Source organism: Mannheimia haemolytica, assembly GCA_900638155.1.
GTDB lineage: Bacteria > Pseudomonadota > Gammaproteobacteria > Enterobacterales > Pasteurellaceae > Mannheimia > Mannheimia glucosida.
Map to the genome: position 1 here is coordinate 1,173,056 of LR134495.1, position 22,773 is coordinate 1,195,828.

The following is a 22,773-nucleotide window of genomic DNA, read 5'->3' on the forward strand; positions in this document are numbered from 1 at the left end:
GGTTACTTTCTTTGGCGAAGCAAAGAAAGTGACATATAGTCGGAATCAATTATGACCACAGATCAATGGCAACGAGCCTTTGTACTCCACCGCAGAGAATACAGCGAAAGCAGTTTACTGGTGGAGTTTTTTACCGAATATCACGGGCGAATAACCTTGCTGGCGAAAGGGGCGAGGCGTCCACGTTCGCCGTTGAAAGCGGTTTTACAGCCGTTCACGCCGTTGTTGTTGCGTTGGTCCGGTAAAGGGGAGCTGAAAACCTTAACCAAAGCGGAGCCGGCAGCATTAACATTGCCGATGGAAACGCTTTCGCTTTATAGTGGGTTTTATATCAACGAGGTACTTGCAAGAGTATTGGAAAATCAGACCGCTTACCCTGAATTATTTCAGCATTATTTACGTTGCATTACCGAGCTTGCCACACAAAAGCAGATTGAGCCGATTTTACGCACCTTTGAATTTCATACGTTAAAAGCATTGGGTTATGGGGTGGATTTTACGCACTGTGCGGCAACCGGTTTGCCGGTTGATCCGAAAATGACCTATCTATTTCAGGAAAATCAGGGCTTTATCGCCTCATTATTACAGAATAACCAGAGCTTTTTAGGCAGTGATTTATTAGCGTTTGCTCAGTTGGATTTTTCAGAAAAAAGTACTCAGCAAGCGGCAAAACGTTTTACCCGAATTGCATTAAAGCCCTATTTAGGGTCACAACCGCTGAAAAGCCGAGAGCTTTTCCAATCCATTTTGCCGAATAGACTCAAAAGCGGTTAAATTTGAGAAAAAACGCCCAATATGCTATTTTGCAAAAAAATGTGTAAAAAAGACCGCTTGTCACATCACAATTATCAAGGAAATACTATGTCTAATCATCTTACCGAACACCGCTTTATTGACTTCCCGATTCACGCTAATGTACTAAATGCCCTTGATAGCAAAGGCTTTGAGTTTTGTACGCCGATTCAGGCAAAAACCTTTCCGATTACGCTGAAAGGCAAAGATATTGCAGGGCAAGCCCAAACAGGCACAGGGAAAACGCTTGCCTTTTTGATTGCAACTTTTAACCATTTATTGAATAACGAAATCGAAACGTCAAAAAATCAGCCGAGAGCATTAATTCTTGCCCCAACCCGTGAATTGGCGGTTCAAATTGGGGCAGATGCCGAACTGTTTTTAAAACATTCTGATTTAAAACTAGCTTTGGCATACGGTGGTGATGGTTACGACAAACAAGTTCAAGAAATTGAAAAAGGCGTGGATATTCTTGTCGGTACAACCGGTCGAGTGATTGACTATGTAAAACAAGGCATTATTAATTTAGACAAAATTCAAGTGATTGTGCTAGATGAAGCAGATCGAATGTTTGATCTTGGTTTTATTAAAGATATCCGTTATTTAATGCGAAAAGCACCTAAGCCTTCAGAGCGTTTAACTTTGCTCTTTTCGGCAACGCTTTCGGCAAAAGTACGGGAACTTGCTTATGAAGATATGAATAATGCGGAATATATCGAAATTGAACCGCTGCAACGCACAGGACATCGCATTAAAGAAGAACTGTTTTACCCCTCTAATGAAGACAAAATGGCATTATTGCTGACATTGCTTGAGGAAGAGTGGCCGGAGCGTTGTATGATTTTTGCCAACACCAAGCATAAATGCGAAGAGATCTGGCAATATTTATCGGCAGACGGACATCGGGTTGGAATGCTAACCGGCGATATTCCTCAGAAAAAACGCCTTTCTTTGCTGGATAATTTCACCAAGGGCAATTTGGATATTTTAGTGGTAACAGATGTTGCGGCTCGTGGTTTGCATATTCCGGATGTCACGCACGTGTTTAATTATGATTTACCGGACGATAAAGAAGATTACGTTCACCGTATTGGTAGAACAGGTCGAGCAGGTGAGAGTGGGCATTCAATCAGCTTTGCTTGTGAGCGTTACGCGGTCAATTTACCAGCGATTGAAGAGTATATCGGACACCAAATTCCGGTCAGTCAATATGATAAAGAGTCCTTACTTGATTTACCTAAAGTAAACCGACCAAGAACGAAAAGCCCTTTTGTAGCGAAGAAAAATAATCGTAATGGTTTTAATAAATAAAATGAAATTTTTGAAATACCTATGTTGTTTGGTATTACTGACCGGCTGTAAGAGCTTAGAGCAATTTGAAGAGGATTGGTTCTCTTCGGCAGAATCGGCTAATCGCCATTCATCAGTTAAGATTACGGCTAAAAAAGAACAAGCTGTAAGAATGAAACCAAGTATCGAAGCAGCACAAAATAAAACAAAAATCGTTAATCAAACAGTTGTAAATAAGCGAATAAATACGACCGCTTGTAAAGACAGTGATGATTGGTATTTAGATGGCTACCGTGTCGGGAAGTCTTTCCGTACACAGAAAAACCAAATGTTGCAACAACGTAGCCAATATTGTGGCTATAATGTAAAAGATCTACCTTCCCATTATTATCACAACTGGGAAAGAGGTTTCCGCATTGGCATTAAAAGTTAATTTTAGACAAAAGAGAATCAAATATGAGTTTATATAATATTGCTCAAACTGAATCAGGTGAAGTGATTTCACTTAACTCAAAAATGGCTAACCGACACGGTTTAGTAGCTGGGGCGACGGGGACAGGTAAAACCGTTACGTTACGAAAATTAGCGGAAGCCTTCAGTGATGACGGCGTGCCGGTGTTTTTAGTGGATGTAAAAGGCGACCTTTCAGGTTTAGTACAAGCGGGCAGTTTTTCCGGAAAAATTGCAGAACGTATAGAGATGTTCAACTTAGGTGGAGAGGATTACTTAAACGGTTATCCGGTGTCGTTTTGGGACGTGTTTGGCGAGTCAGGCATTCCGCTACGCACCACGATTTCCGAAATGGGGCCGATGTTGCTTTCCCGTTTACTTAACTTAAACGATACTCAAGAAGGTCTATTAAACCTTGTTTTCCGTGTGGCAGATGATAAAGGCTTAATGCTGATTGATTTAAAAGACTTGCGTGCGTTATTAAAATTTGTTGCCGACAATGCGAAAGTATTTCAAGTGGAATACGGCAATGTTTCCGCCGCAAGTGTCGGGGCAATTCAGCGAGCTTTATTAGCCCTTGAAAATGAAGGAGCAAGTAACTTATTTGGTGAGCCAGCATTAGATTTACACGATTGGATCCAAACCCGTAACGGCCGTGGTGTTATCAATATCTTAAATTCCGAAAAATTGATTAATTCGCCAAGAATGTATGGAGCATTCTTGCTTTGGTTTATGGCAGAGCTATTTGAGAATTTGCCTGAGGTAGGCGATCCTGAAAAACCGAAGTTCGTATTATTCTTTGATGAAGCCCATTTACTGTTTGATGATGCACCAAAAGTGTTGGTCGATAAAATTGAACAAGTGGTTCGCTTAATTCGTTCAAAAGGTGTAGGGGTCTATTTTGTAACCCAAAACCCATTGGACTTACCGGATTCTGTGTTAGGGCAGCTAGGTAACCGAATTCAACACGCGTTACGAGCGTTTACACCTCGTGATCAAAAAGCTGTAAAAGCAGCAGCGGAAACGTTCCGAGCCAATAAAGAGGTCAATGTAGTGGAAGCCATTACCCAGCTTGGAGTCGGACAAGCATTGGTTTCTGTGCTTGATGAAAAAGGAATGCCGACACCGGTTGAGATTGCTTATATTTATCCGCCAAAAAGCCAACTAACACCGCTAGCAACCGCTGAGCGTGATAGTTTGGTTAAACAAGATGATTTATATCACCACTATAGCCAATATGTGGATAATGAATCAGCCTTTGAAATGCTGAATGCCAAAGCAGAAGCGGTAAAAGCGGAGCAGGCGGCAGCAGAGGAAGAAAATAACGATTTCTTTGGCGGTATTCTTTCTTCTATTTTCGGCTCGAAAAAGAAAAAAGATCAGTCCATTACTGAACAAGTGGTGAGCCAAGTGGCTCAATCGGTGGGCAGAAATCTACGTAACCAAGTAACCAAACAGATTATGCGTGGCATTCTAGGGGCGATTACGAAAAAGTAATTGGTAAATTTTAATAAGAATGAGACCGCTTGTTTATATACCAAACAAGCGGTCTTTTTTTGGATTATTTTTGCAATGCTTGTTTTATCGCATCAAGTAATACAGCAGGTGGCTGAGCCCCTGATACCCCAAGCTTTTCATCAATCACAAAAAACGGCACACTATTAATGCCATAGCGGTGAGCCATACGTTCATCTTCCCTTACTTCGTGCCCAAAATCATCGCCGGTCAGTAATTGAGCGACTTCATCACGATCTAGACCGAGCTCTAACGCTAAGTCGATAAGTTGAGTGCGTTTTGCCAAAATGATATTGTCGGTAAAATAGGCTTTAAACAGTCGCTCGCTCATCGCTTCGCCCAATCCTTTGCTTTCAGCAAATTTAGCTAGACGGTGTGCTTCAAAAGTGCGGGTGTATTGTGTTGTACTATAGCGCAGGTCAATTCCGGCTTGTTTACCGGCTTCTTCCACATAATCGATCATCTCGTTCGCTTGCTCGGCAGTTTTTTGATACTTCTGCATTAAGCGTTGCTGAATATTGGCTTCCGGTTCGCCATTGGCGTGTGGATCAAGCTCGAAAGCTCGAAAAATAACCTCAACCTTGCCTTCAAATTGGGCTAAGGCTTGCTCTAAATGGCGTTTGCCAATATAGCAAAACGGACAAGCAAAATCTGACCAAACTTCAATTTTCATAGTGTCTCCGATTTAAAATAAGATAAATTCCCTGACTTGGAAGCCCACTTCAACTTGGTCTCCAATTTTCAATTCCTGATTTTGATACGCGGTGATTTCAATGCCGTTGATGGCAATCTGGTAGCGATAATACAGCCCTAAAAACAGCTTGCCGACCACTTTCCCTAACCCTAATTGGTTCGGTTTTAAAATCAGTTGTTCAGGACGGAGCAACCACTGGTAGCGTCCTTTGCTGATTTCCATTTCCGGAAACAGGCGGAATTCGCCAATCGGGCTAAACAACACTTTGTCTTCGGTTACATTACAGCTGAGGTAGTTTGTGCCACCTAAAAAATCCGCTACAAAAGGATTCACCGGGGCGTGATACAGCTCATTTGGTTTGCCGAATTGCACGATTTTACCTTTATCCATCACCGCAATTTTATCGGCAAAGGCAAAGGCTTCTTCTTTGCTGTGAGTCACAAAAATTGCCGGCACTTGCTGGCTTTTCAAAATTTGTTTGATCTCTTGGATCATCGCATAACGAGTTTGGCTGTCGATGTTGGAAAAGGGTTCGTCTAGCAAGAGTAATTGTGGCTTACACGCCAAAGCACGGGCAATCGCCACTCGTTGTTGCTGACCGCCGGAAAGCTCGTGCGGAAAACGGGATTCAAACCCCTGCAGATGTACTACGGAAAGCATCTGTTCAGTGACGTTTTTTTGCTCTTCTTTAGGCAATTTCGCTAAACCGAATTGAATATTTTCCGCCACCGTTAAATGTGGAAAGAGAGCGTAATCTTGGAAAATCAGCCCGATTTGGCGATCTTCCACCGCCTTGCTTTTCAGGCATTTGCCGTTCAAATGAATATCACCTTGCTCAATCGGCAGCAATCCTGCTATCGCTTTTAACAGCGTGGTTTTGCCGCAACCGCTCGCTCCAAGCAGGCAGATAATTTCATTTTGGTTTACCGCAAGGTGAAGATTTTGTAACACTGCGGTATTGCCAAAATTAAGATTCAGATTATTAATAGTTAAAACAGACATAAAATTCCTTTATCTTTCCTTTTCCGATTGCGAAATAAGCGATCTCGTCAACCAAATCACCGGCAGTAAGCCCACCACTACCAGCACAATTGCCGGCAGTGCGGCACGTTCTAACTGTTCGTCAGAAGTGAAAGTAAAAACGTGAGTAGCGAGCGTATCAAAATTAAACGGACGTAGTAGGAGCGAGGCGTTCAGCTCTTTCATACTTTCGATAAAGACCATTAAACCGGCGGTTAAAATCCCTTTATAAATCAGAGGGATATGGATTTTGCTAAACATCGTGAAGCCGCTTTTACCTAGCGTTTGGCTTGCCATATCTAGCGATGGCGAGACTTTGGCAAGCGAGGTTTCAAGGCTACCAATCGCCATTGCTAAAAAGCGAACCGTATAAGCAAGCACAAGTGCGAACAGCGAACCGGAGAAAATTAAACCGACAGGGGAAAGTTCAAGGTTTTTGAGCAACGCGTGCAGTTGGTGATCGGCAAAAGTTAAGGGCGAGAGCAAGCCGATGGCAAGCACTGTACCGGGTATAGCATAGCCGAGCGAGGAAAGTTGCAACGACAAGCGGGTCGATTTTGCTGAAAATTTACCAAAAGAGAGACGATTGGCAAAATGCAAAATTAAGGCGAAAACGACCGTTATGATAGAAGCGATGATCGATACTTTCAGGCTATTGAGAGCAAATTGCACAAAGTCTAAATTCCACGACTGCTCGAAATAGTCATACGCCCAGTAGAGCAAACGCCCGAACGGAATAAAAAAAGCAAGGGCGAGCAAGCCCCAGCACCAAGCGAGCGCAAGAGCTAATCTCCAGCCGTGTAATGTTTTAAATGCCGATTTTTTCTCATAACCACGCTGATAGCTTTTTTGTTTGCGGCGGCTGTATTGTTCTAGGCTTAAAAACAGGAAGATCATCAGTAGCATAAAAATCGCAATTTGGCTTGCTGTGCCAAGATCGTGATAGCCAAGCCAAGAGTCGTAGATGGCAGTGGTGAGTGTGGGAACGGCAAAATAAGCAACGGTGCCGAAATCGCCGAGCGTTTCCATTGCCACCAGTGCAATGCCGACTGCAATCGCAGGGCGGATCAGCGGAAAGGTGATGCGGCGGAAAATTTGCATCGGGCTTGCCCCGAGCATTTTCGCACTGTGGGTGAGGTTTTCAGATTGTTCTAATAACGCGACTCGTACCAACAGGAAAATGTAAGGGTAAAGCACTAACGCCAATACAAAGCAAGCACCGTAGAGGGTGCGTATTTGCGGAAACCAGTAATCTTGCGGTGTCTGCCAGCCGAAAAGATGGCGTAGCATTTCTTGAAAACTGCCCGAATAATCCAGCAAATCGGTATAAAGGTAAGCAATCAGATACGCCGGCATTGCCAGTGGTAGGCAAAGTAGCCATTGTAAGGTTTTTTGCCCGCAAAATTGGTAATTTGCCACTATCCAAGCGGTTGGTAGAGCAAACAAGAGAGCAAGGATAATAGTTCCCAACACTAACAGAGCGGAATTTTGAATATAGGTCGGCAACATCGTGTGCCAAAGATGTGCTAAATTCTCAGACTCGCCGCCGAATGCGTGGTAGGCAATGGCAAGCAAGGGCAGAAGCACAATCAGCGTAATCAGAATAGCGAGGGTTTTCCAGCTAAGATATTGTTTCATTTTTTGAATGACTCCGTTTTCATTGTTGCCAAATCTGCAGAGTTTAATATTTTTCTAAAATACAAAAAGGACGCCGCAGCGTCCTTTTGCAAGCGGTCATAGTTTAGCAAAAATTTGCAAATTTTTGGCTAAAATTAACCGCTTGTCAGCCGATTATTTTTTCTGCTCGAAGTCGTCAAATTTCACTTCATCAACCAGTTTCAATGCGGCTTCATAGTTTTTCGCAATGTCTTCCAGTTTGATAGTATCGGCAGTGAAAGTTCCCCAACCTTTAACCAGTTTAGACGGCTCAATCCCTTCTTTCACCGGATATTCGTGGTTAAGTTCTGCATATAAACCTTGGGCTTTTTCACCACTGAGGTATTCGATCAGTTTCACCGCATTTTCTTTGTTCGGTGCATATTTCGCAATCACTACGCCACTGATATTTTTGTGTGTACCGTATTGACCACTTGGGAAGTTGAGGATTGCTGATTCTGCCCAGGCTCTTTGTTTTTCATCGTCTAACATTTTGCCGTAGTAGTAGCTGTTACCCAGTGCGTAATCGCAGATGCCTTCTTTGATGGCTTTCACTTGGTCACGGTCGCCGCCTTGCGGTTTTTGTGCCAAGTTCGCTTTTAAGCCTTCTAAGAATGCTTTGGTTTTTTCCACACCATAGTGTTCAATCATCGCCGCAAAGAGTGAAGCATTGTAAGAGTTCTTACCTGAACGCACGCACACTTTGCCTTTGTATTCCGGTTTGGCTAAATCTAGGTAGTCGAAACCGGCAGGCAGTTTGCCTACGCGATCTTTAGAGGTGTAAATCACACGGGCACGAGTAGTTAAACCGAACCATTGGTCGTTAGAGTCACGGAATTGTGCCGGAATGTTTTGCTCTAACACTTTTGAGTCCACTTTTTGTGCCAAGCCAGCGTTAACGATTTCCATCACACGGGCGATGTCCACGGTTAAAAGCACATCGGCAGGACTTAATTCGCCTTCTTGTTTCACACGATCCACCAAGCCTTTATCAGCAAAGATCACGTTTACTTTAATACCGGTGTCTTTTTCAAAGTTTTTCAGCATCGGTTCGATTAAGTAAGGTTGGCGATAGGAATAAACATTTACTTCGTTTCCTGCAAATGCAGACATTGAAGTAAAAGCAGATACAGCTAGAGCTAGTGTTGAAAGGGCTTTTTTCATGAGTTCTCCTTTTATTTTTTTATTAAAGTGGCAGAATTCTAAACGCTGTTGAGATTTTAGTCAATAATGAGAACGGTTTTTATTTTTGAGCTTGATTTAGTAATGCGAAGAGAGCAATAAAATAATTGGCAAATTGTTTGTTTTTTGGCATAATACGCCCCGTTTTGTCTATTTAGGCAAAACGTACACATTTATTTTTTAACACTAAAACACACACATATCACAAGCTAGGAATTGGGGTGTCTTTAACAGATTGATTTTCTAGGATATGTGGAGGCTAAACCCCGTTTTGCCGTTCATAAGTGGCAAAACAAACAACTTTGAAGGAAAATTCTTATGGCACAAGTTTCTATGCGCGATATGCTTAACGCAGGCGTTCACTATGGTCACCAAACACGTTACTGGAACCCAAAAATGAAACCATTCATCTTTGGTGCTCGTAATGGTGTTCACGTAATCAACTTAGAAAAAACTTTACCTTTATTCAACGAAGCATTAGCGGAATTAACCCGCATTGCCAGCAACAACGGTAAAGTATTATTCGTTGGTACAAAACGTGCGGCAAGTGATGCTGTTAAAGCAGCGGCAGTAGAGAGCCAACAATTCTACGTAAACCACCGTTGGTTAGGTGGTATGTTGACTAACTGGAAAACAGTTCGTCAATCAATCAAACGCTTAAAAGATTTAGAAACTCAAACTCAAGACGGTACTTTTGACAAAATCACTAAAAAAGAAGCGTTAATGCGTACCCGTGAGTTAGAAAAATTAGAGTTAAGCTTAGGCGGTATCAAAGATATGAATGGTTTACCGGATGCAATTTTTGTTATCGGTGCAGACCATGAACATATCGCAATCAAAGAAGCAAACAACTTAGGTATTCCGGTATTTGCGATTGTTGATACTAACTCAACTCCAGATGGCGTTAACTACATCATTCCAGGTAACGATGATGCAACACGTGCTATCCAACTTTACTTAGATTCAGCAGTTGCTGCAATCAAAGAAGGTCGCGGTGTTGAAACTGTTGAAGTAGCAGAAGAAGCTTCTGCGGAATAATTCAGTTTAGGGGGCAGGTTTTAACCTGCCCTAAACAATGAAATTTCTAGGCAGGTGAGAGCCTGTTTTACTATATCAAATAAGGGGAATTTAAAATGGCTGAAATCACAGCATCATTAGTTAAAGAACTTCGTGAACGTACCGGTGCAGGTATGATGGAATGTAAAAAAGCATTAGTTGAAGCGAACGGTGATATTGAATTAGCAATCGACAATATGCGTAAATCTGGTCAAGCAAAAGCGGCTAAAAAAGCAGGTCGTGTTGCAGCTGAAGGTGTGATCCTTGCTCGCGTAGCTTCAGGTTTTGGCGTATTAGTTGAAATGAACTGTGAAACTGACTTCGTTGCAAAAGATGCCGGTTTCTTAGAATTAGCAAACGAAGTTGCTGATTATGCAGTTGCAAATAAAGGTACAACCATCGAAGCATTACAAGCACAATTTGAAGAAAAACGTGCGGCATTAGTTGCGAAAATTGGTGAGAATATGAACATTCGCCGTGTTCAATACTTAGAAGGCGAAGCGATTGCTCAATACTTACACGGTGCGAAAATCGGTGTATTAGTAGCAGGTAACGGTTCTGAAGATGAACTTAAGAAAGTTGCAATGCACGTTGCTGCAAGCAAACCTGAATTCGTCAATCCGGAAGATGTTTCTGCTGATGTAGTTGCTAAAGAGCGTGAAATCCAAATTGAAATTGCGATGAACTCTGGTAAACCAAAAGAAATCGCAGAAAAAATGGTTGAAGGCCGTATGGCTAAATTTACCGGTGAAGTTTCATTAACCGGTCAGCCGTTTGTAATGGATCCATCTCAATCTGTAGGTGCTTACTTAAAATCAGTAGGTGCTTCAGTTTCTAACTTTATCCGCTTAGAAGTAGGTGAAGGTATTGAGAAAGTAGAAGAAGATTTCGCAGCAGAAGTAGCGAAAATCACTGGCAGTAACGCTTAATTTTTCTGATACTAGAAACTAAAAAAGCAGGTTTAAAGCCTGCTTTTTTGTTGCTTGCAAACCTAGGCTCTTTGAGCCTAAGTTCGTGTTATTTTAATGGAATAGCAATCGCCGGATCTTCTACGGTAGATTGCGTTTCAATGATTTTCTTTAGCCCATAATCGCTTTTATCGCTTTGTCCGTTGAAAAGATTCATTTCCTTATCTAATAACGGATTTTCGATGCCGATCCAATTTGCAATACCATTAGTAAAGTTTAAGCCTGATTTAAAGGCCTTATAGACATTACGTTGGGTATCATCGCTTGAAATTTTAAACAGAGGGATATCGTAGTGTAATTTACTTCTATCCTTTCCGTTGTGGATAACAATATTCTCTTTTGAAACCTCGTGCGATAAACCGTGATCAGACAAATAAACCATTGAGAATGTACGCTGGTGATTTTCTTGGTTTTTTACTAACAAATCATATACCCGTTTTAGCAGCTCATCGGTTTTCTTGATAGATGAAACATAGCAATTTACATTAAAGTAGCGTTTTGGCAGTTTGTCATCGTCAAACATTTTCGGGTAATCGGTGAGGCGATCGCAAGTAATTGGGTGCGAGCCATATAAATGTAGGAAGATGAACCGCTTACCTTGAGCCGGTTCTTCAATCACTTTAGCAAAGTGCGGTAACAATTCAAAATCACTCACATTGGTATTTAATGAATCGCCAGATTTTGTGAAAATTTTGACATCGCTTTTATTGCCGATAGAGGAAATCGGCGTATCGTAATTCCCCAAATAGCCTTGATTTGAGATCCAATAGGTCTTAATACCGGCAGATTTGATTAAATCAATTAAGGTCAGCCCATAGTTTGCTTCCCATTTTTCCGTATCGGGCTTGGTCAGCATTAAGCGTAATGAGGCGATAGTATTAGTGCCGCCGGAAGTCAAACCGTCAATCAACGTTCCTTTTGCCGAACTCATAAAAGGCGTATTGGGAGCAGGGTAACCGTAAGCGTGGTGATAATCCTTTCTCGCACTTTCGCCCATAATCAAAACATAATCATCGTAATTTGAGTTTGAGCTAAGTGTTGATTGCCCCCACTGCGAATCTAAAGTTAAATTGTTTAGCACTTCCAGCTCTTTCTTTACCTTTAGGCTTGAATGGTAAAATTCTTGAAAGAATTTAAACGGAGCAAGGGAAAACAGCATTAATACGAAAGCGGAAATCACGAATGTCTTATTGCGTAAAAAACGGATTTGATAGCGATTGGTAATTTTTCGATAAAATATGACCGCTAGTACAATCGCAATGCCTGCCGCAATATTTAAAATCGGCAGTTGAGCAATAAACTCTTTGCTTTCCATCATATCGGTGGCAAAAATAGAGGCGATATATTCGTAAGTTGGTTTGCCGAATTTTATCCCAACCGGCGTATAAATTGCATAAGCGATACTGATTGGCAATAAGAGTAAATAATAAGTCCATTTAGAACTGGCGAGAGCGATGATGAGGAATACGCCAAAAATAACTTCAAAGACACTAGGATTTGGAAAAAAGCCTGAGCCGATTAACATTAAATAGCTGGCAGCAGTTGCCAATAAAATAGCGGCAAGAATGCCGAAAAGTTGTTTGGATTTCATTGTAGTGAATATTTTTAGTTTATCGTTATGTTGGATTGTTCTATAATAACGTAATTTTGTGTTTAGTCCATACAGTTAAGAGGCAATTAAAATGAGCAAACCTATTTACAAGCGAATTCTTCTCAAATTAAGTGGTGAAGCCTTACAAGGCAGTGAAGGATTTGGTATCGACCCGTCTATTTTGGATCGTATGGCATTAGAGATTAAAGAATTACTTGCAGAAGGCGTTGAGGTTGGCGTGGTTCTTGGCGGCGGTAACTTATTCCGTGGTGCTAAACTAGCCAAAGCAGGTATGAACCGTGTAGTGGGCGACCATATGGGAATGCTTGCTACCGTAATGAACGGTTTAGCTATGCGTGATGCCTTACACCGTGCTGAGGTAAATGCGAAATTAATGTCTGCATTCCAATTAAACGGTATTTGCGATACTTACAACTGGTCTGAGGCAATTAAAATGTTGCGTGAAAAACGTGTGGTGATTTTCTCTGCCGGTACAGGTAGCCCGTTCTTCACGACAGATTCTGCCGCTTGCTTGCGTGGTATTGAAATTGAAGCTGATGTGGTATTAAAAGCAACTAAAGTGGATGGCGTTTATGATAAAGACCCGGCAAAATACGCAGATGCAAAACTATATAATAAATTAACGTATGCACAAGTTATTGAAGATGAATTACAAGTGATGGATTTAGCAGCATTCACGCTTGCTCGTGACCATGGAATGCCGATTCGTGTCTTTAATATGGGTAAACCGGGTGCGTTACGCAACGTAGTATTCGGCACTGAAGAAGGCACAACTATTTCTGAATAATTTATTTTCTCTGTTTAACTCTCAGTTTTACTCAATAAAAGGATAAAAAATCAATGATTAACGAAATCAAGAAAGATGCACAAGATCGTATGGAAAAAAGCCTTGAGGCTTTAAAAGGGCATATTGCGAAAATTCGTACAGGTCGTGCCCAACCTTCTTTATTAGACGGTATTCAAGTGGAATATTACGGCTCTGCGACTCCATTACGCCAAGTAGCGAACGTGGTGGCTGAAGATGCCCGTACTTTAGCGGTAAACGTATTTGATAAATCTTTAATCTCTGCGGTAGAAAAAGCAATTTTAACTTCAGATTTAGGCTTAAACCCATCTTCTGCCGGTACGACCATTCGTGTTCCGCTTCCACCATTAACGGAAGAACGCCGTCGTGATTTAATCAAAATTGTTAAAGCAGAAGGCGAGCAAGGCAAAGTAGCAATTCGTAATGTTCGTCGTGATGCTAATGACCAAATCAAAGCGTTATTAAAAGATAAAGAAATCAGCGAAAACGAACAACACAAAGCTGAAGAAGATATTCAAAAAATCACCGATACCTTCATTAAAAAAGTTGATGAAGTATTGGCAGCAAAAGAGAAAGAGTTGTTAGATTTCTAATCTCATTTCAAAATGATAAGGGCGAGTGCAGATCAAGATCATATCCGCCCTTATTTTTGTTGATATTTGCCATTTGCAAAAAATCAACAAAAAATACCGCTTGTAATGTGTTGCACTACAAGCGGTCATTTTTTATTGGAAATTTACCAATTATAAGTAACGTTTGCTGATGACTTTTAAGTTATCATCTAGTTCATACACTAACGGCTGGCCGGTTGGGATTTCTAAGTCCATAATGTCTGCATCGGAAATGCCTTCGATATGTTTTGCTAATGCGCGTAATGAGTTGCCGTGTGCGGTAACTAATACACGTTTACCTGAAATTAATGCAGGTGCAATTTGGTCTTCCCAGAATGGTAACACACGCTCAAGGGTGATTTTGAGGTTTTCTGCATTTGGAATTAAATCTTTTGGTAAGTTAGCATAACGGCGGTCGTTATGTGCTGAGTTTGGATCCTGTGGGTCTAAATCCGGTGGAGAGATGTCATAAGAACGACGCCAGATGTGAACCTGTTCATCACCATATTTTTCAGCAGTTTCTTTTTTGTCTAAACCTTGTAATGCACCGTAGTGACGCTCGTTTAAACGCCAGTTTTTCACTTGAGGGATCCATAATTGGTCTGATTCTTCTAATACGATGTTACAAGTTTTGATCGCACGGGTTAAAACAGATGTAAACGCAATATCAAATTCAAAACCGGCTGCTTTTAATTTTTGACCGGCAGATTTTGCTTCTTCGATCCCACGTTCTGTTAAATTAACATCACGCCAACCGGTAAATAAGTTTTTAGCATTCCATTCACTGAAACCGTGACGGATAAATACTAATTGCATAATGACTCCTTAGCTTTGAGTAAAATTAATGGATTTGAAATTGTGCTATTTATAGCAAAATTCTTTATATTTTGAAATAGATAGTTAAATTCTTTCACTAAAAAGCTGATCTTAAGCAAATAACCGATTAGAATATAACCTTAATAATATTTTGAAGAAACAAAGGTATGCTGGTGAAACGAATAAATTCTTACTGTTGGACTGCTATTTTCAGTGGGGTAATAAGCTTTTCTACCCCTTTTTCTTTTGCAAATAATCTTAATCAGATTCAGCAAAAAATCCAACAGCAAACCTCAAAAATTAATGAACAAAAGCAAAAACGTAATGCGTTGCAGTCTACCCTAAAAAACCAAGAAGTAGAAATGGGGAAGGTGTTGGATAAATTACAAAAAACCGAAATGTCTTTAGCGGAAGTTCGCCAGACTATTAAAGCGACTGAAACTGAAATTGCCCGTTTAGTAAAGTTGGAAAAACAGCAAAAAGAAAAATTAAAAGAGCAGTTGGATTCTGCCTATCGTTCAGGTGTGAACCCTTCGGTCTTAGAGCGTTTAATGTCTGAAGAGGCAAAAAATGCGGAAAGAATGACTGCTTATTATCAGCATATGAATAATATTCGCATTGATGCGATTGTTGAAATTCGTAAAACCCAAGCTGATCTTAAAGCCAGACGTGATGAATTGAAAGGCCAGCAGAAAGATCATCAAACGCAACTTAATGAGCAAAAGAAACAAGAGAAAGATTTAAAGAAAGTACAAAGCCAACGTGAAAGCACCTTACGTTTAATCGATAAAACGCTTGAGCAGGATCAAAGCCGATTAGAGAATTTACGCAGTAATGAACAGGCACTGAAACAACAATTAGAACAAGCACAAAGAGAGGCTCAGCAAGCAGAAAAACGTGAACAACAGCGGGAGAAACAGGCAAAATCCGGTCAGCCCAAAACAACGGAAAATGTTGAGAGAACACCGATTAAGGCTGGTCGATATACGATGCCGGTGTCTGGCAATATTATCACGAAATTTGGTAATAACTGGCACGGTGTGGTGATTGGTGCTTCTGCCGGTACTTCGGTTAGAGCAATGGCGAGCGGGCGAGTTATAATGGCTCAATGGCTTGCAGGGTATGGCAATATGGTTGCGATTGACCACGGCAATGGTGATATTTCCCTTTATGGCTATAACCAATCCATTTTAGTCAGCAAAGGTAATCGAGTGCAAGGTGGTCAGGTTATTGCGAAGGTTGGTAACAGTGGAGGACAAAGCCGTTCTGCACTCTATTTTGGTGTTACCCGTAAAGGCACGCCGATTAATCCTCTAAATTTGGTGAAATAGATGTTTAAACAAATTGACAAGCGGTTGAATTTTAACATTTTTTTGCAAATGTTTTTGCTTTTTACACCGCTTGTACAAGCAGCCCAAATGGCGATTGTGATTGACGATGTGGGCTATCGAATAAAAGAAGATCGAGAAATCTTAGCCTTACCCAAGGCGGTGAGCGTGGCGATTATTCCTGTTGCACCCTATGCAACAGAACGGGCAAGGGAGGCGTATAGCCAAAAACGGGATATTTTGATTCATTTGCCGATGGAGCCTAAATCGAAACAGCCGATAGAAGAGGGGGGCATTCATATTGGTGATAGTGAGGAGAAAATTCGGAAACTTATTCATACTTCTCGTGGTCAAGTACCATATGCTATTGGTTTAAATAACCACATGGGCAGTGGTGCAACGTCAGACTCTGCTACAATGCAACATTTGATGAAAGTGTTAAAAGAAAATACGCTTTTCTTTTTAGACAGTAAAACTATTGGCAGTAGTGTGGCGGCTAAAACGGCTCGTCAATTTGGTATTAATACGCTGGAGAGAGACATTTTTTTAGATGATAGCGATCTGCTTGCTGATGTACAAAAACAGTTTGCACACGCAATTAATCACGCACGAAAAAACGGGGTAGCGGTGGTGATAGGACACCCTCGCAAGAATACGATTAGTGTACTGAAGCAAAATTTAGCACAACTACCTCAAGATATTGAATTGGTGAGTGTTGGAAACTTGTGGCGTAATGAAAAAACAGTGCCGGACAAACCATTCATTATGCTGTTTGAACAAGAACCTGCGTTAAGTTCTGTTCCGCCTTATGACAGTATTCCACTTTTGCGTGGCATTCCAAAAGAATAAAAAGGTTACTAATGAATACAAAACTACATTTTTTAACATTCTGCTGTTTAGTGGCTTTTGCTTCAATGGCACAAGCAAATCAAGAGCAAAGGCTGTCTGACGTGGATCGTGAGAGAGTTGAAAATCTGCAAGAAAAATTAGCGGAGGATAGTGATGATGAGCCACAGGTGGAGCCATTAGTTACCTTAGAAGTAAAAGGCATTCAGGATAAAGAAGCCAAGAAAAATGTAGACCTATATTTAGATCAAATTGCCAATGAATATGCAGATGGTTCAGATCGTTATCAATATTTGGTGCAAACCACAGTAGATAAAGCTTTGAGAGCTTTGGGCTATTATAATAGCCAATACCAATTTGTGCAGTTACCTCAAGAAGGAAAGAAACCACTCTTAGTATTAAATGTTGAGCTAGATAAAGAGACGGTAAAAATTGATGAAACCGATATTGTGTTACAAGGCGATGAAAATACGGACGAAGATTTCACTCATTTAGTGAGCAAAGCCCCAAAACAAGGTAGTCGTTTAAACCATAAAATCTATGAGAATTTTAAAGGTGATATTGAAAGTGCCGCTTTTAGTAAGGGGTATTTTGACGGCCATTGGCTTTATCACCGTTTGGAAGTTTATCCGACCGATCATAAAGCGGATTGGCGTTTAGGCTATGATAGCGGAAAACGCTACCATTATGGACAAATCCGGTTTGTCGATAGCCAAATCAAAGAAGAATATTTGCAAAATATTCTTAAAATTCATTCCGGTGAACCATATTTAGCTAATGATCTTTCGATTTTAACCCAAGATTACCTTTCCAGTAATTGGTTTTCATCGGTGATGGTTGAGCCACATTTAAATGAACAGGATAAATTAGTCGATTTAAATGTGTTATTTCAGCCTAAAAAACGCAATGAGGTGGAAATTGGGATAGGCTACGAAACTGAAGTTGGCCCACGGTTACAGCTTAACTGGAAGAAACCCTGGTTAAATAGCCGAGGTCATAGTATTGAAAGCCGAACGTACGTTTCTAAGCCGGAGCAGACATTTGAATTTGGTTATAATATTCCACTTAGAGAAGATCCGCTCCATTATTATTACCAATTATCCGGCACTTTAGAAAACGAAGATCAAAACGATACAAAATCAACCGCTGCCACCCTTGGGCTACAACGTTTCTGGACGCACGAAACCGGTTGGTCATTTTCCGTTGGCTTAAAAGCTCGTTACGACTCTTTTACTCAAGCTAATGATCGATTTAAAACCTTATTAGTTTACCCAACGGCATCATTGAATCGAACCAGAACAGATGGCAAGCCTTACCCATTATGGGGGGATACACAAAAATTAACGCTAAACTGGGGGAGTCGTGCAGTCGGTTCAGATGTAAACTTTTATAGTTATAAAGCCTCGACATCTTGGGCGAGAACTTACTTTGATAACCATCGGTTCTATTTAAGAGCGGAATTGGGTTATTTGAAAGCCAATCAATTTGAACGCATTCCGCCGGCGTTACGCTATTTTGCCGGTGGCGATATGAGTGTGCGAGGCTTTGGCTATAAGGATATTTCCCCTCGTGACCCAAGTAATGGTAAACGTGTCGGAGGCTCTCATTTAGCCACAGGCACGGTAGAATATCAGTATCAGGTTTACCCTAATTGGTGGGGCGCAATTTTTTATGATGCAGGTTTGGCATCGAATAAATTCAAAACTAAAGATCTCTACCACGGTACAGGCTTAGGTGTGCGTTGGGCATCACCTATCGGGGCGATTAAATTTGATGTCGCTACGCCGGTAAAATCACCAGATAATTCTAAAGGAATGCAAATTTATATTGGTTTAGGTTCCGATCTGTAAATGCAAACAAGCGGTCGAATTTCAGTAAAATTTCGCAGACCGCTTGTTTACTTTTTATCACCCCATAAGTATGCACGATTATGACTGACGAAAATAAACAAACAGCCACACATCAAACCGACTCAACACAAGAGCCACAAACAACACAGCCTAAAAAATCAAAATGGCGCTTTTTAAAGCACGGCTTTTGTCTGACGTTTATTCTACTTTTACTCGCAATTCTCTTTCTATGCACAGGTTATGGGCAACGTAAAGTGTTAAGCTGGGTAGATAAATTCGTAGAGCCATTACAACTTGGGCAAGTGCAAGGTAGCCTGCAAGATGGGTTACAGCTTTCTGATGCCCGATTTGTGATGGACGGTGTGAATGTAACGGTTGGGCAAGCAGATCTGCATATTGGTTTTAACTGCTTGCTCCATTATGAAATGTGTTTGAATAATCTGAGCCTTAAAGATACTGAGGTGTTGATTGATACGACTAAATTACCTCCTTCTCAGCCAAAAGAAGAGACTGAACCTTTCACCGAATTAAATTTGCCATTGGGGATTTCAGCTCAAAATATCAATTTAGAGAATATCAAGGTCAAAGTTGATGATATGGATATTCATCTTAATCATTTCCACACTGCACTTTCCGGTAAAGGGCGGGCTATTACCGTTCACCCAACACAGTTAGAGGGGCTGGATCTGCTTTTAGCCTTAAAGTTAGAGGAAACTAACCCTGAACAAGCGGTCGATTTTGCACAAAAAAATGCAAAAACAGAGGCGTTATCAGCGACAAACCCACAAGAGATTGCTGATAAAGTGATTCAAGAGGCGGTGGAAAAAACCGGTGAAAAAGTAGTGGAGGGATTTCACCAATTACAGGGAAAAACTGTCGCACAGGCCGAACAGGTGGATAATAAAGTGGATTGGGCAGCGATTAAAGCACAATTAGCACAGCCGTTATTGGATAAAAACCTTCGTTTTAGTTTGCCTCTTGATCTCAATATTGAACAGATTGATATTGCGAATGTAGCGATTGCTCAAAAAGCTAAAGATGAAAAAGGGAATTTGATTGAGCCGATCTCATTGCTAAATGTTGCATCTTTACAGCTTCAGGCTCAAGCAACAGATCAGCATATCAACCTAAAAAGTTTAGATTTCAAAAGCGACCAAGGGGATCTAACCGCAAGCGGTTCTTTATCGTTACAAGATAATTATCCGCTAAGTTGGACGCTAAGTGGTCACGAGGCAAAAACGGCGAAAGTAAAATTGCCGTTCAATCAGATCGAAGCCACTCTTTCCGGTGAGCTATATGACAAAACCAGCCTAAAAGTGAAGACGGCTGGTGCAATTAGCGCCTCGTTGGAGGGCAATGTTGCACTGGCTCAGGCGAAAACTCCCTTTGATTTATCGCTGAAGAGTGAGTCAATGCGTTATCCGTTTGCTCCTCAGCAAAATGGTGATGTGCTGAGTTTAGAGAATATCGCCATGAGGCTTAATGGCAATCTCCTGGATTACGCTTTGGAGGCTAAAGTCAGTGCCAAAGGAATGGGCGTGCCTGCAAGCTCGGCTAGTTTAACTGGCAAAGGGGAATTAACCCATTTTAATATACAAGATTTAAGTCTCAATACGCTGGAAGGTACGGCGAAGATCGACGGTTTAGTGGATTGGAGCGAGGGCGTTGCGTGGCGTTCAAATTTGAAACTTCAGCATATTAACACTAAATCCCTACTGGCAGACTGGCCGGCGGTATTGTCCGGTTCTTTATCTTCCGAAGGTTATGCAGGACGGGGCAATTCAGCTAGCGAATGGAAAGCGGACGTCTCGAATATTGATATTAAAGGCTCATTATTTCAGAAAAATATACACTTAAGCGGTAATTTAAAATCCGATCATCAACAACTTTTAGATGTTCCGGGCTTATCGCTGGTGTATGGCGAAAATAAGGTTGATTTAAAAGGCGTGTTAGGTGAAAAATCTGATTTCTATGCAGATATTAAAGCGCCTAATTTGCAAGGGTTAGTACCGAACTTAAAAGCCAGCGTGAATGGTAATGCTAAATTATCGGGTAAGATTTCAGAACCTAACATTGATTTAGATTTAGTTGCCTCAAATGTAGGCTATGAGCAATTTAAACTGCAAAATTTAACCGCAAAAGGTAAAATTACCACTGAGAAAACCATTCAAGGGGATTTAACCTTGGGGTTACGTCAATTTGTCTATAACGAAATCAAAGTGGAAAATGCCTCTTTATTGCTAAAAGGAAATGAAGAAAATCATAGCTTGAAATTAAGTGCAAAAGGCAACCCGGTTGGTGCTGATTTGCAAATTTCCGGAAAATTTGACCGCTTGAAAGAAATTTGGGAAGGGCAATTAAGCCAAGTCTCGATTCAATCCACCGAGTTTGGTCAATTCCAAGCAGATAAATCGGTGAATGTGAAATATGACAATAAAGCCATTAACGCCAATATTTCCGCACATTGTTGGCATAACCGGAAAATTAACCTTTGTTTCCCGACTGCATTTAACGCAGGTGTAGAGGGCAAAGTGCCTTTTGAAATCCGCAACTTTGATTTAGCGGTATTGCAACAATTTTTGGAGAAAAACAGCCAGCTTTCAGGGATTGTGAATGCCAAAGGCGATGCAGCTTGGTTTAAAAACAAACAGCCTCAAGTGAATCTGGATTTAACCTCTAATGCGATTAAATTTATTCAAAAAATGGAGGGGGGAAAAAGTTTCCCACTCACCGTTTCACCGCTTAAAATTGAACTGAAAATGTCTGACAATAATTTAACCCTTAAATCTGATTTAAGGGTCGAAAATAACGGCAGACTTTCGACTGATTTAGTGATGAAAGATTTAAGTAAGGCTCGTGCGTTATCCGGCACTATTCATCTTGACCAATTAAGCTTAAAGCTGATTCGACCGCTACTTGAACGGGGCGATTCGGTTGATGGCAATGTGAATGCTCGTCTTACCGTGAGCGGTACTGCAACCTCTCCGTTATTGCACGGAAATCTAAACGTTACAGAGTTAAAAGCTCGCTCTGTTACAATGCCGTTTGATATTACAGGTGGGAATTTAGCAATGAATTTCCACGGGGCAACATCGACTTTAAGCGGTAAATTACAAACCAAACAAAGTGAGCTACGCTTGGACGGTGATGCAGACTGGCGAGATCTGAATGCGTGGAAAACACGGATTCACGCTCAAGCTAATCGTTTCCAAGTGGATATTCCTAATATCGCAAAAGTGGCAGTTAGCCCGGATATCCAAGTAACGGCAACGCCAACGCTTTTAACCTTAAGTGGAAATGTGGATATCCCTTGGGCAAGAATTGAAGTCGAGCAGTTACCTGAAAGTGCGGTCAGTGTAAGTGGAGATGAGGTGATTATGGACGGCTCGGTGAAAAATAAAGTGCCGTTTAGCCAACGTAATATTCCGGCTCAAACCTCAGGTGGAATGGCAATTAATGCAGATATTAAGATTAACATCGGTAATGATGTCAAACTCAAAGCCTATGGTTTAAACAGTAACGTGAATGGCTTATTGTCTGTCAGACAAGGTAAACAAGGGCTGGGGCTTTATGGGCAAGTTCATTTGCGTGAAGGGCGATTTGCTGCCTATGGGCAAGACTTATTGATTCGTAAAGGTGATATTAGTTTTGCCGGCTCACCGTCTCAGCCAACCCTAGATATTGAAGCCATACGTAATCCGGAGGCAATGGAAGATCCGACCATTACTGCGGGAGTGAGAGTAACGGGTTTGGCAGACAGCCCAACGGTAAAAGTATTCTCTGATCCGGCAATGTCGCAAAATGAGGCACTTTCCTATATTTTAACTGGTCGCTCATTGGAAAGCAGTGGTGATGCAAGCTCTAGTAATGCAGTCGCTGCGGCATTACTCAGTATGAGCTTATCAAAAAGCAGTAAATTGGTGGGTGATGTTGGTAGTACTTTCGGACTCAAAGATTTAAGCGTGACTACCGCAGGTATCGGTGATAACACCAAAGTAGAGGTAAGCGCCAGCCTTGCCCCTAAATTCCGAGTGAAATATGGCGTAGGCATTTTTGCACCGCTTACCGAATTAACCTTACGCTACAATTTAACGCCAAGGCTGTACTTACAATGGGTCTCAAGTATTAACCAAGCGGTAGATTTAATGTATCGCTTTGAATTTGACGAGCTATTCTAGTTAAGGCTGAATGAAAGGTTGTTAATGTTTCGCCATTAACAACCTTTTTGCTTTATAGTAGAATGGCAAACCCGATTTACAAGCGGTTGAAAAAACAAAAAAAT

General features: G+C 41.2%; 18 protein-coding genes. 12 read left to right on the forward strand and 6 right to left on the reverse strand.

All coding sequences use genetic code 11. From position 1 onward, the window contains the following. Positions 1-51: 51 nt before the first annotated feature. The 4 genes from recO (at position 52) to EL242_RS05975 (ending at position 4,029) form a co-directional block, all read left to right on the forward strand. Positions 52-774 carry a DNA repair protein RecO gene (gene recO / locus EL242_RS05960; protein WP_126301890.1) on the forward strand — a complete coding sequence of 241 codons (723 nt, stop codon included), beginning with the start codon at positions 52-54 and terminating at the stop codon, positions 772-774. 87 nt (positions 775-861) lie between these two features. Beyond that, entirely contained in the window at positions 862-2,103 is a 1,242-nt protein-coding gene (gene rhlB, locus EL242_RS05965; RefSeq protein WP_126301891.1) for an ATP-dependent RNA helicase RhlB, read from the forward strand. 10 nt (positions 2,104-2,113) lie between these two features. After that, positions 2,114-2,515 carry a hypothetical protein gene (locus EL242_RS11560; RefSeq protein WP_232019661.1) on the forward strand — a complete coding sequence of 134 codons (402 nt, stop codon included), beginning with the start codon at positions 2,114-2,116 and terminating at the stop codon, positions 2,513-2,515. A 23-nt stretch (positions 2,516-2,538) separates the two neighbouring features. After that, positions 2,539-4,029, forward strand: a complete 1,491-nt coding sequence (locus EL242_RS05975; protein WP_126301892.1) for a helicase HerA-like C-terminal domain-containing protein — start codon at positions 2,539-2,541, stop codon at positions 4,027-4,029. A 64-nt stretch (positions 4,030-4,093) separates the two neighbouring features. On the opposite strand, the gene EL242_RS05980 is transcribed toward EL242_RS05975, so the two are convergent. From EL242_RS05980 to EL242_RS05995, 4 genes are all read right to left on the reverse strand, one after another. Beyond that, the gene (locus EL242_RS05980) at positions 4,094-4,720 is read right to left on the reverse strand and encodes a DsbA family protein (RefSeq protein WP_126301893.1); all 627 of its coding nucleotides are present in this window, start codon (positions 4,718-4,720) and stop codon (positions 4,094-4,096) included. A gap of 12 nt (positions 4,721-4,732) precedes the next feature. Continuing rightward, the gene (locus EL242_RS05985; RefSeq protein ID WP_126301894.1) at positions 4,733-5,743 is read right to left on the reverse strand and encodes an ABC transporter ATP-binding protein; all 1,011 of its coding nucleotides are present in this window, start codon (positions 5,741-5,743) and stop codon (positions 4,733-4,735) included. A gap of 9 nt (positions 5,744-5,752) precedes the next feature. Then, a complete protein-coding gene (locus EL242_RS05990; RefSeq protein WP_126301895.1) occupies positions 5,753-7,399 on the reverse strand; it encodes an ABC transporter permease in 1,647 nt (548 codons plus the stop codon). 153 nt (positions 7,400-7,552) lie between these two features. After that, positions 7,553-8,581, reverse strand: coding sequence for a Fe(3+) ABC transporter substrate-binding protein (locus tag EL242_RS05995; protein ID WP_126301896.1), 1,029 nt, complete (start codon positions 8,579-8,581; stop codon positions 7,553-7,555). Between the two features lie 336 nt (positions 8,582-8,917). Between EL242_RS05995 and rpsB the strand changes: the two genes are divergently transcribed. Then, positions 8,918-9,637: a 30S ribosomal protein S2 gene (rpsB, locus tag EL242_RS06000; RefSeq protein ID WP_006253501.1), complete on the forward strand. Its 720-nt coding sequence runs from the start codon at positions 8,918-8,920 to the stop codon at positions 9,635-9,637. A 95-nt stretch (positions 9,638-9,732) separates the two neighbouring features. Further along, on the forward strand, positions 9,733-10,584 hold the full coding sequence (gene tsf, locus EL242_RS06005) for a translation elongation factor Ts (RefSeq protein WP_126301897.1): 852 nt from the start codon (positions 9,733-9,735) through the stop codon (positions 10,582-10,584). Positions 10,585-10,672: 88 nt separating this feature from the next. Here the strand turns inward: tsf and EL242_RS06010 are convergent, their stop codons facing one another. Further along, positions 10,673-12,214 carry a phosphoethanolamine transferase gene (locus EL242_RS06010; protein ID WP_126301898.1) on the reverse strand — a complete coding sequence of 514 codons (1,542 nt, stop codon included), beginning with the start codon at positions 12,212-12,214 and terminating at the stop codon, positions 10,673-10,675. A 91-nt stretch (positions 12,215-12,305) separates the two neighbouring features. Here EL242_RS06010 and pyrH point away from each other — a divergent pair, with 91 nt between their 5' ends. Beyond that, the gene (gene pyrH, locus EL242_RS06015) at positions 12,306-13,022 is read left to right on the forward strand and encodes a UMP kinase (RefSeq protein ID WP_126301899.1); all 717 of its coding nucleotides are present in this window, start codon (positions 12,306-12,308) and stop codon (positions 13,020-13,022) included. A gap of 53 nt (positions 13,023-13,075) precedes the next feature. Further along, on the forward strand, positions 13,076-13,633 hold the full coding sequence (gene frr / locus EL242_RS06020; RefSeq protein ID WP_126301900.1) for a ribosome recycling factor: 558 nt from the start codon (positions 13,076-13,078) through the stop codon (positions 13,631-13,633). Positions 13,634-13,783: 150 nt separating this feature from the next. On the opposite strand, the gene EL242_RS06025 is transcribed toward frr, so the two are convergent. Further along, entirely contained in the window at positions 13,784-14,467 is a 684-nt protein-coding gene (locus EL242_RS06025; protein WP_027074758.1) for a 2,3-diphosphoglycerate-dependent phosphoglycerate mutase, read from the reverse strand. 167 nt (positions 14,468-14,634) lie between these two features. Here EL242_RS06025 and EL242_RS06030 point away from each other — a divergent pair, with 167 nt between their 5' ends. The 4 genes from EL242_RS06030 (at position 14,635) to EL242_RS06045 (ending at position 22,669) form a co-directional block, all read left to right on the forward strand. After that, positions 14,635-15,798 carry a peptidoglycan DD-metalloendopeptidase family protein gene (locus tag EL242_RS06030; protein ID WP_126301901.1) on the forward strand — a complete coding sequence of 388 codons (1,164 nt, stop codon included), beginning with the start codon at positions 14,635-14,637 and terminating at the stop codon, positions 15,796-15,798. Next, on the forward strand, positions 15,799-16,644 hold the full coding sequence (locus tag EL242_RS06035) for a divergent polysaccharide deacetylase family protein (protein ID WP_126301902.1): 846 nt from the start codon (positions 15,799-15,801) through the stop codon (positions 16,642-16,644). A gap of 11 nt (positions 16,645-16,655) precedes the next feature. Then, on the forward strand, positions 16,656-18,491 hold the full coding sequence (locus EL242_RS06040) for an autotransporter assembly complex protein TamA (protein ID WP_126301903.1): 1,836 nt from the start codon (positions 16,656-16,658) through the stop codon (positions 18,489-18,491). An 80-nt stretch (positions 18,492-18,571) separates the two neighbouring features. After that, on the forward strand, positions 18,572-22,669 hold the full coding sequence (locus EL242_RS06045) for a translocation/assembly module TamB domain-containing protein (protein WP_126301904.1): 4,098 nt from the start codon (positions 18,572-18,574) through the stop codon (positions 22,667-22,669). The last annotated feature ends 104 nt before the right edge of the window (positions 22,670-22,773 follow it).

What these genes read in the sequence shown, in the direction of transcription:
- recO (WP_126301890.1), top strand. Translation starts at nt 52, where the DNA reads ATGACCACAGATCAATGGCAACGAGCCTTTGTACTCCACCGCAGAGAA.
- rhlB (WP_126301891.1), top strand. Translation starts at nt 862, where the DNA reads ATGTCTAATCATCTTACCGAACACCGCTTTATTGACTTCCCGATTCAC.
- EL242_RS05975 (WP_126301892.1), top strand. Translation starts at nt 2,539, where the DNA reads ATGAGTTTATATAATATTGCTCAAACTGAATCAGGTGAAGTGATTTCA.
- EL242_RS05980 (WP_126301893.1), bottom strand. Translation starts at nt 4,720, where the DNA reads ATGAAAATTGAAGTTTGGTCAGATTTTGCTTGTCCGTTTTGCTATATT.
- EL242_RS05985 (WP_126301894.1), bottom strand. Translation starts at nt 5,743, where the DNA reads ATGTCTGTTTTAACTATTAATAATCTGAATCTTAATTTTGGCAATACC.
- EL242_RS05990 (WP_126301895.1), bottom strand. Translation starts at nt 7,399, where the DNA reads ATGAAACAATATCTTAGCTGGAAAACCCTCGCTATTCTGATTACGCTG.
- EL242_RS05995 (WP_126301896.1), bottom strand. Translation starts at nt 8,581, where the DNA reads ATGAAAAAAGCCCTTTCAACACTAGCTCTAGCTGTATCTGCTTTTACT.
- rpsB (WP_006253501.1), top strand. Translation starts at nt 8,918, where the DNA reads ATGGCACAAGTTTCTATGCGCGATATGCTTAACGCAGGCGTTCACTAT.
- tsf (WP_126301897.1), top strand. Translation starts at nt 9,733, where the DNA reads ATGGCTGAAATCACAGCATCATTAGTTAAAGAACTTCGTGAACGTACC.
- EL242_RS06010 (WP_126301898.1), bottom strand. Translation starts at nt 12,214, where the DNA reads ATGAAATCCAAACAACTTTTCGGCATTCTTGCCGCTATTTTATTGGCA.
- pyrH (WP_126301899.1), top strand. Translation starts at nt 12,306, where the DNA reads ATGAGCAAACCTATTTACAAGCGAATTCTTCTCAAATTAAGTGGTGAA.
- frr (WP_126301900.1), top strand. Translation starts at nt 13,076, where the DNA reads ATGATTAACGAAATCAAGAAAGATGCACAAGATCGTATGGAAAAAAGC.
- EL242_RS06025 (WP_027074758.1), bottom strand. Translation starts at nt 14,467, where the DNA reads ATGCAATTAGTATTTATCCGTCACGGTTTCAGTGAATGGAATGCTAAA.
- EL242_RS06030 (WP_126301901.1), top strand. Translation starts at nt 14,635, where the DNA reads ATGCTGGTGAAACGAATAAATTCTTACTGTTGGACTGCTATTTTCAGT.
- EL242_RS06035 (WP_126301902.1), top strand. Translation starts at nt 15,799, where the DNA reads ATGTTTAAACAAATTGACAAGCGGTTGAATTTTAACATTTTTTTGCAA.
- EL242_RS06040 (WP_126301903.1), top strand. Translation starts at nt 16,656, where the DNA reads ATGAATACAAAACTACATTTTTTAACATTCTGCTGTTTAGTGGCTTTT.
- EL242_RS06045 (WP_126301904.1), top strand. Translation starts at nt 18,572, where the DNA reads ATGACTGACGAAAATAAACAAACAGCCACACATCAAACCGACTCAACA.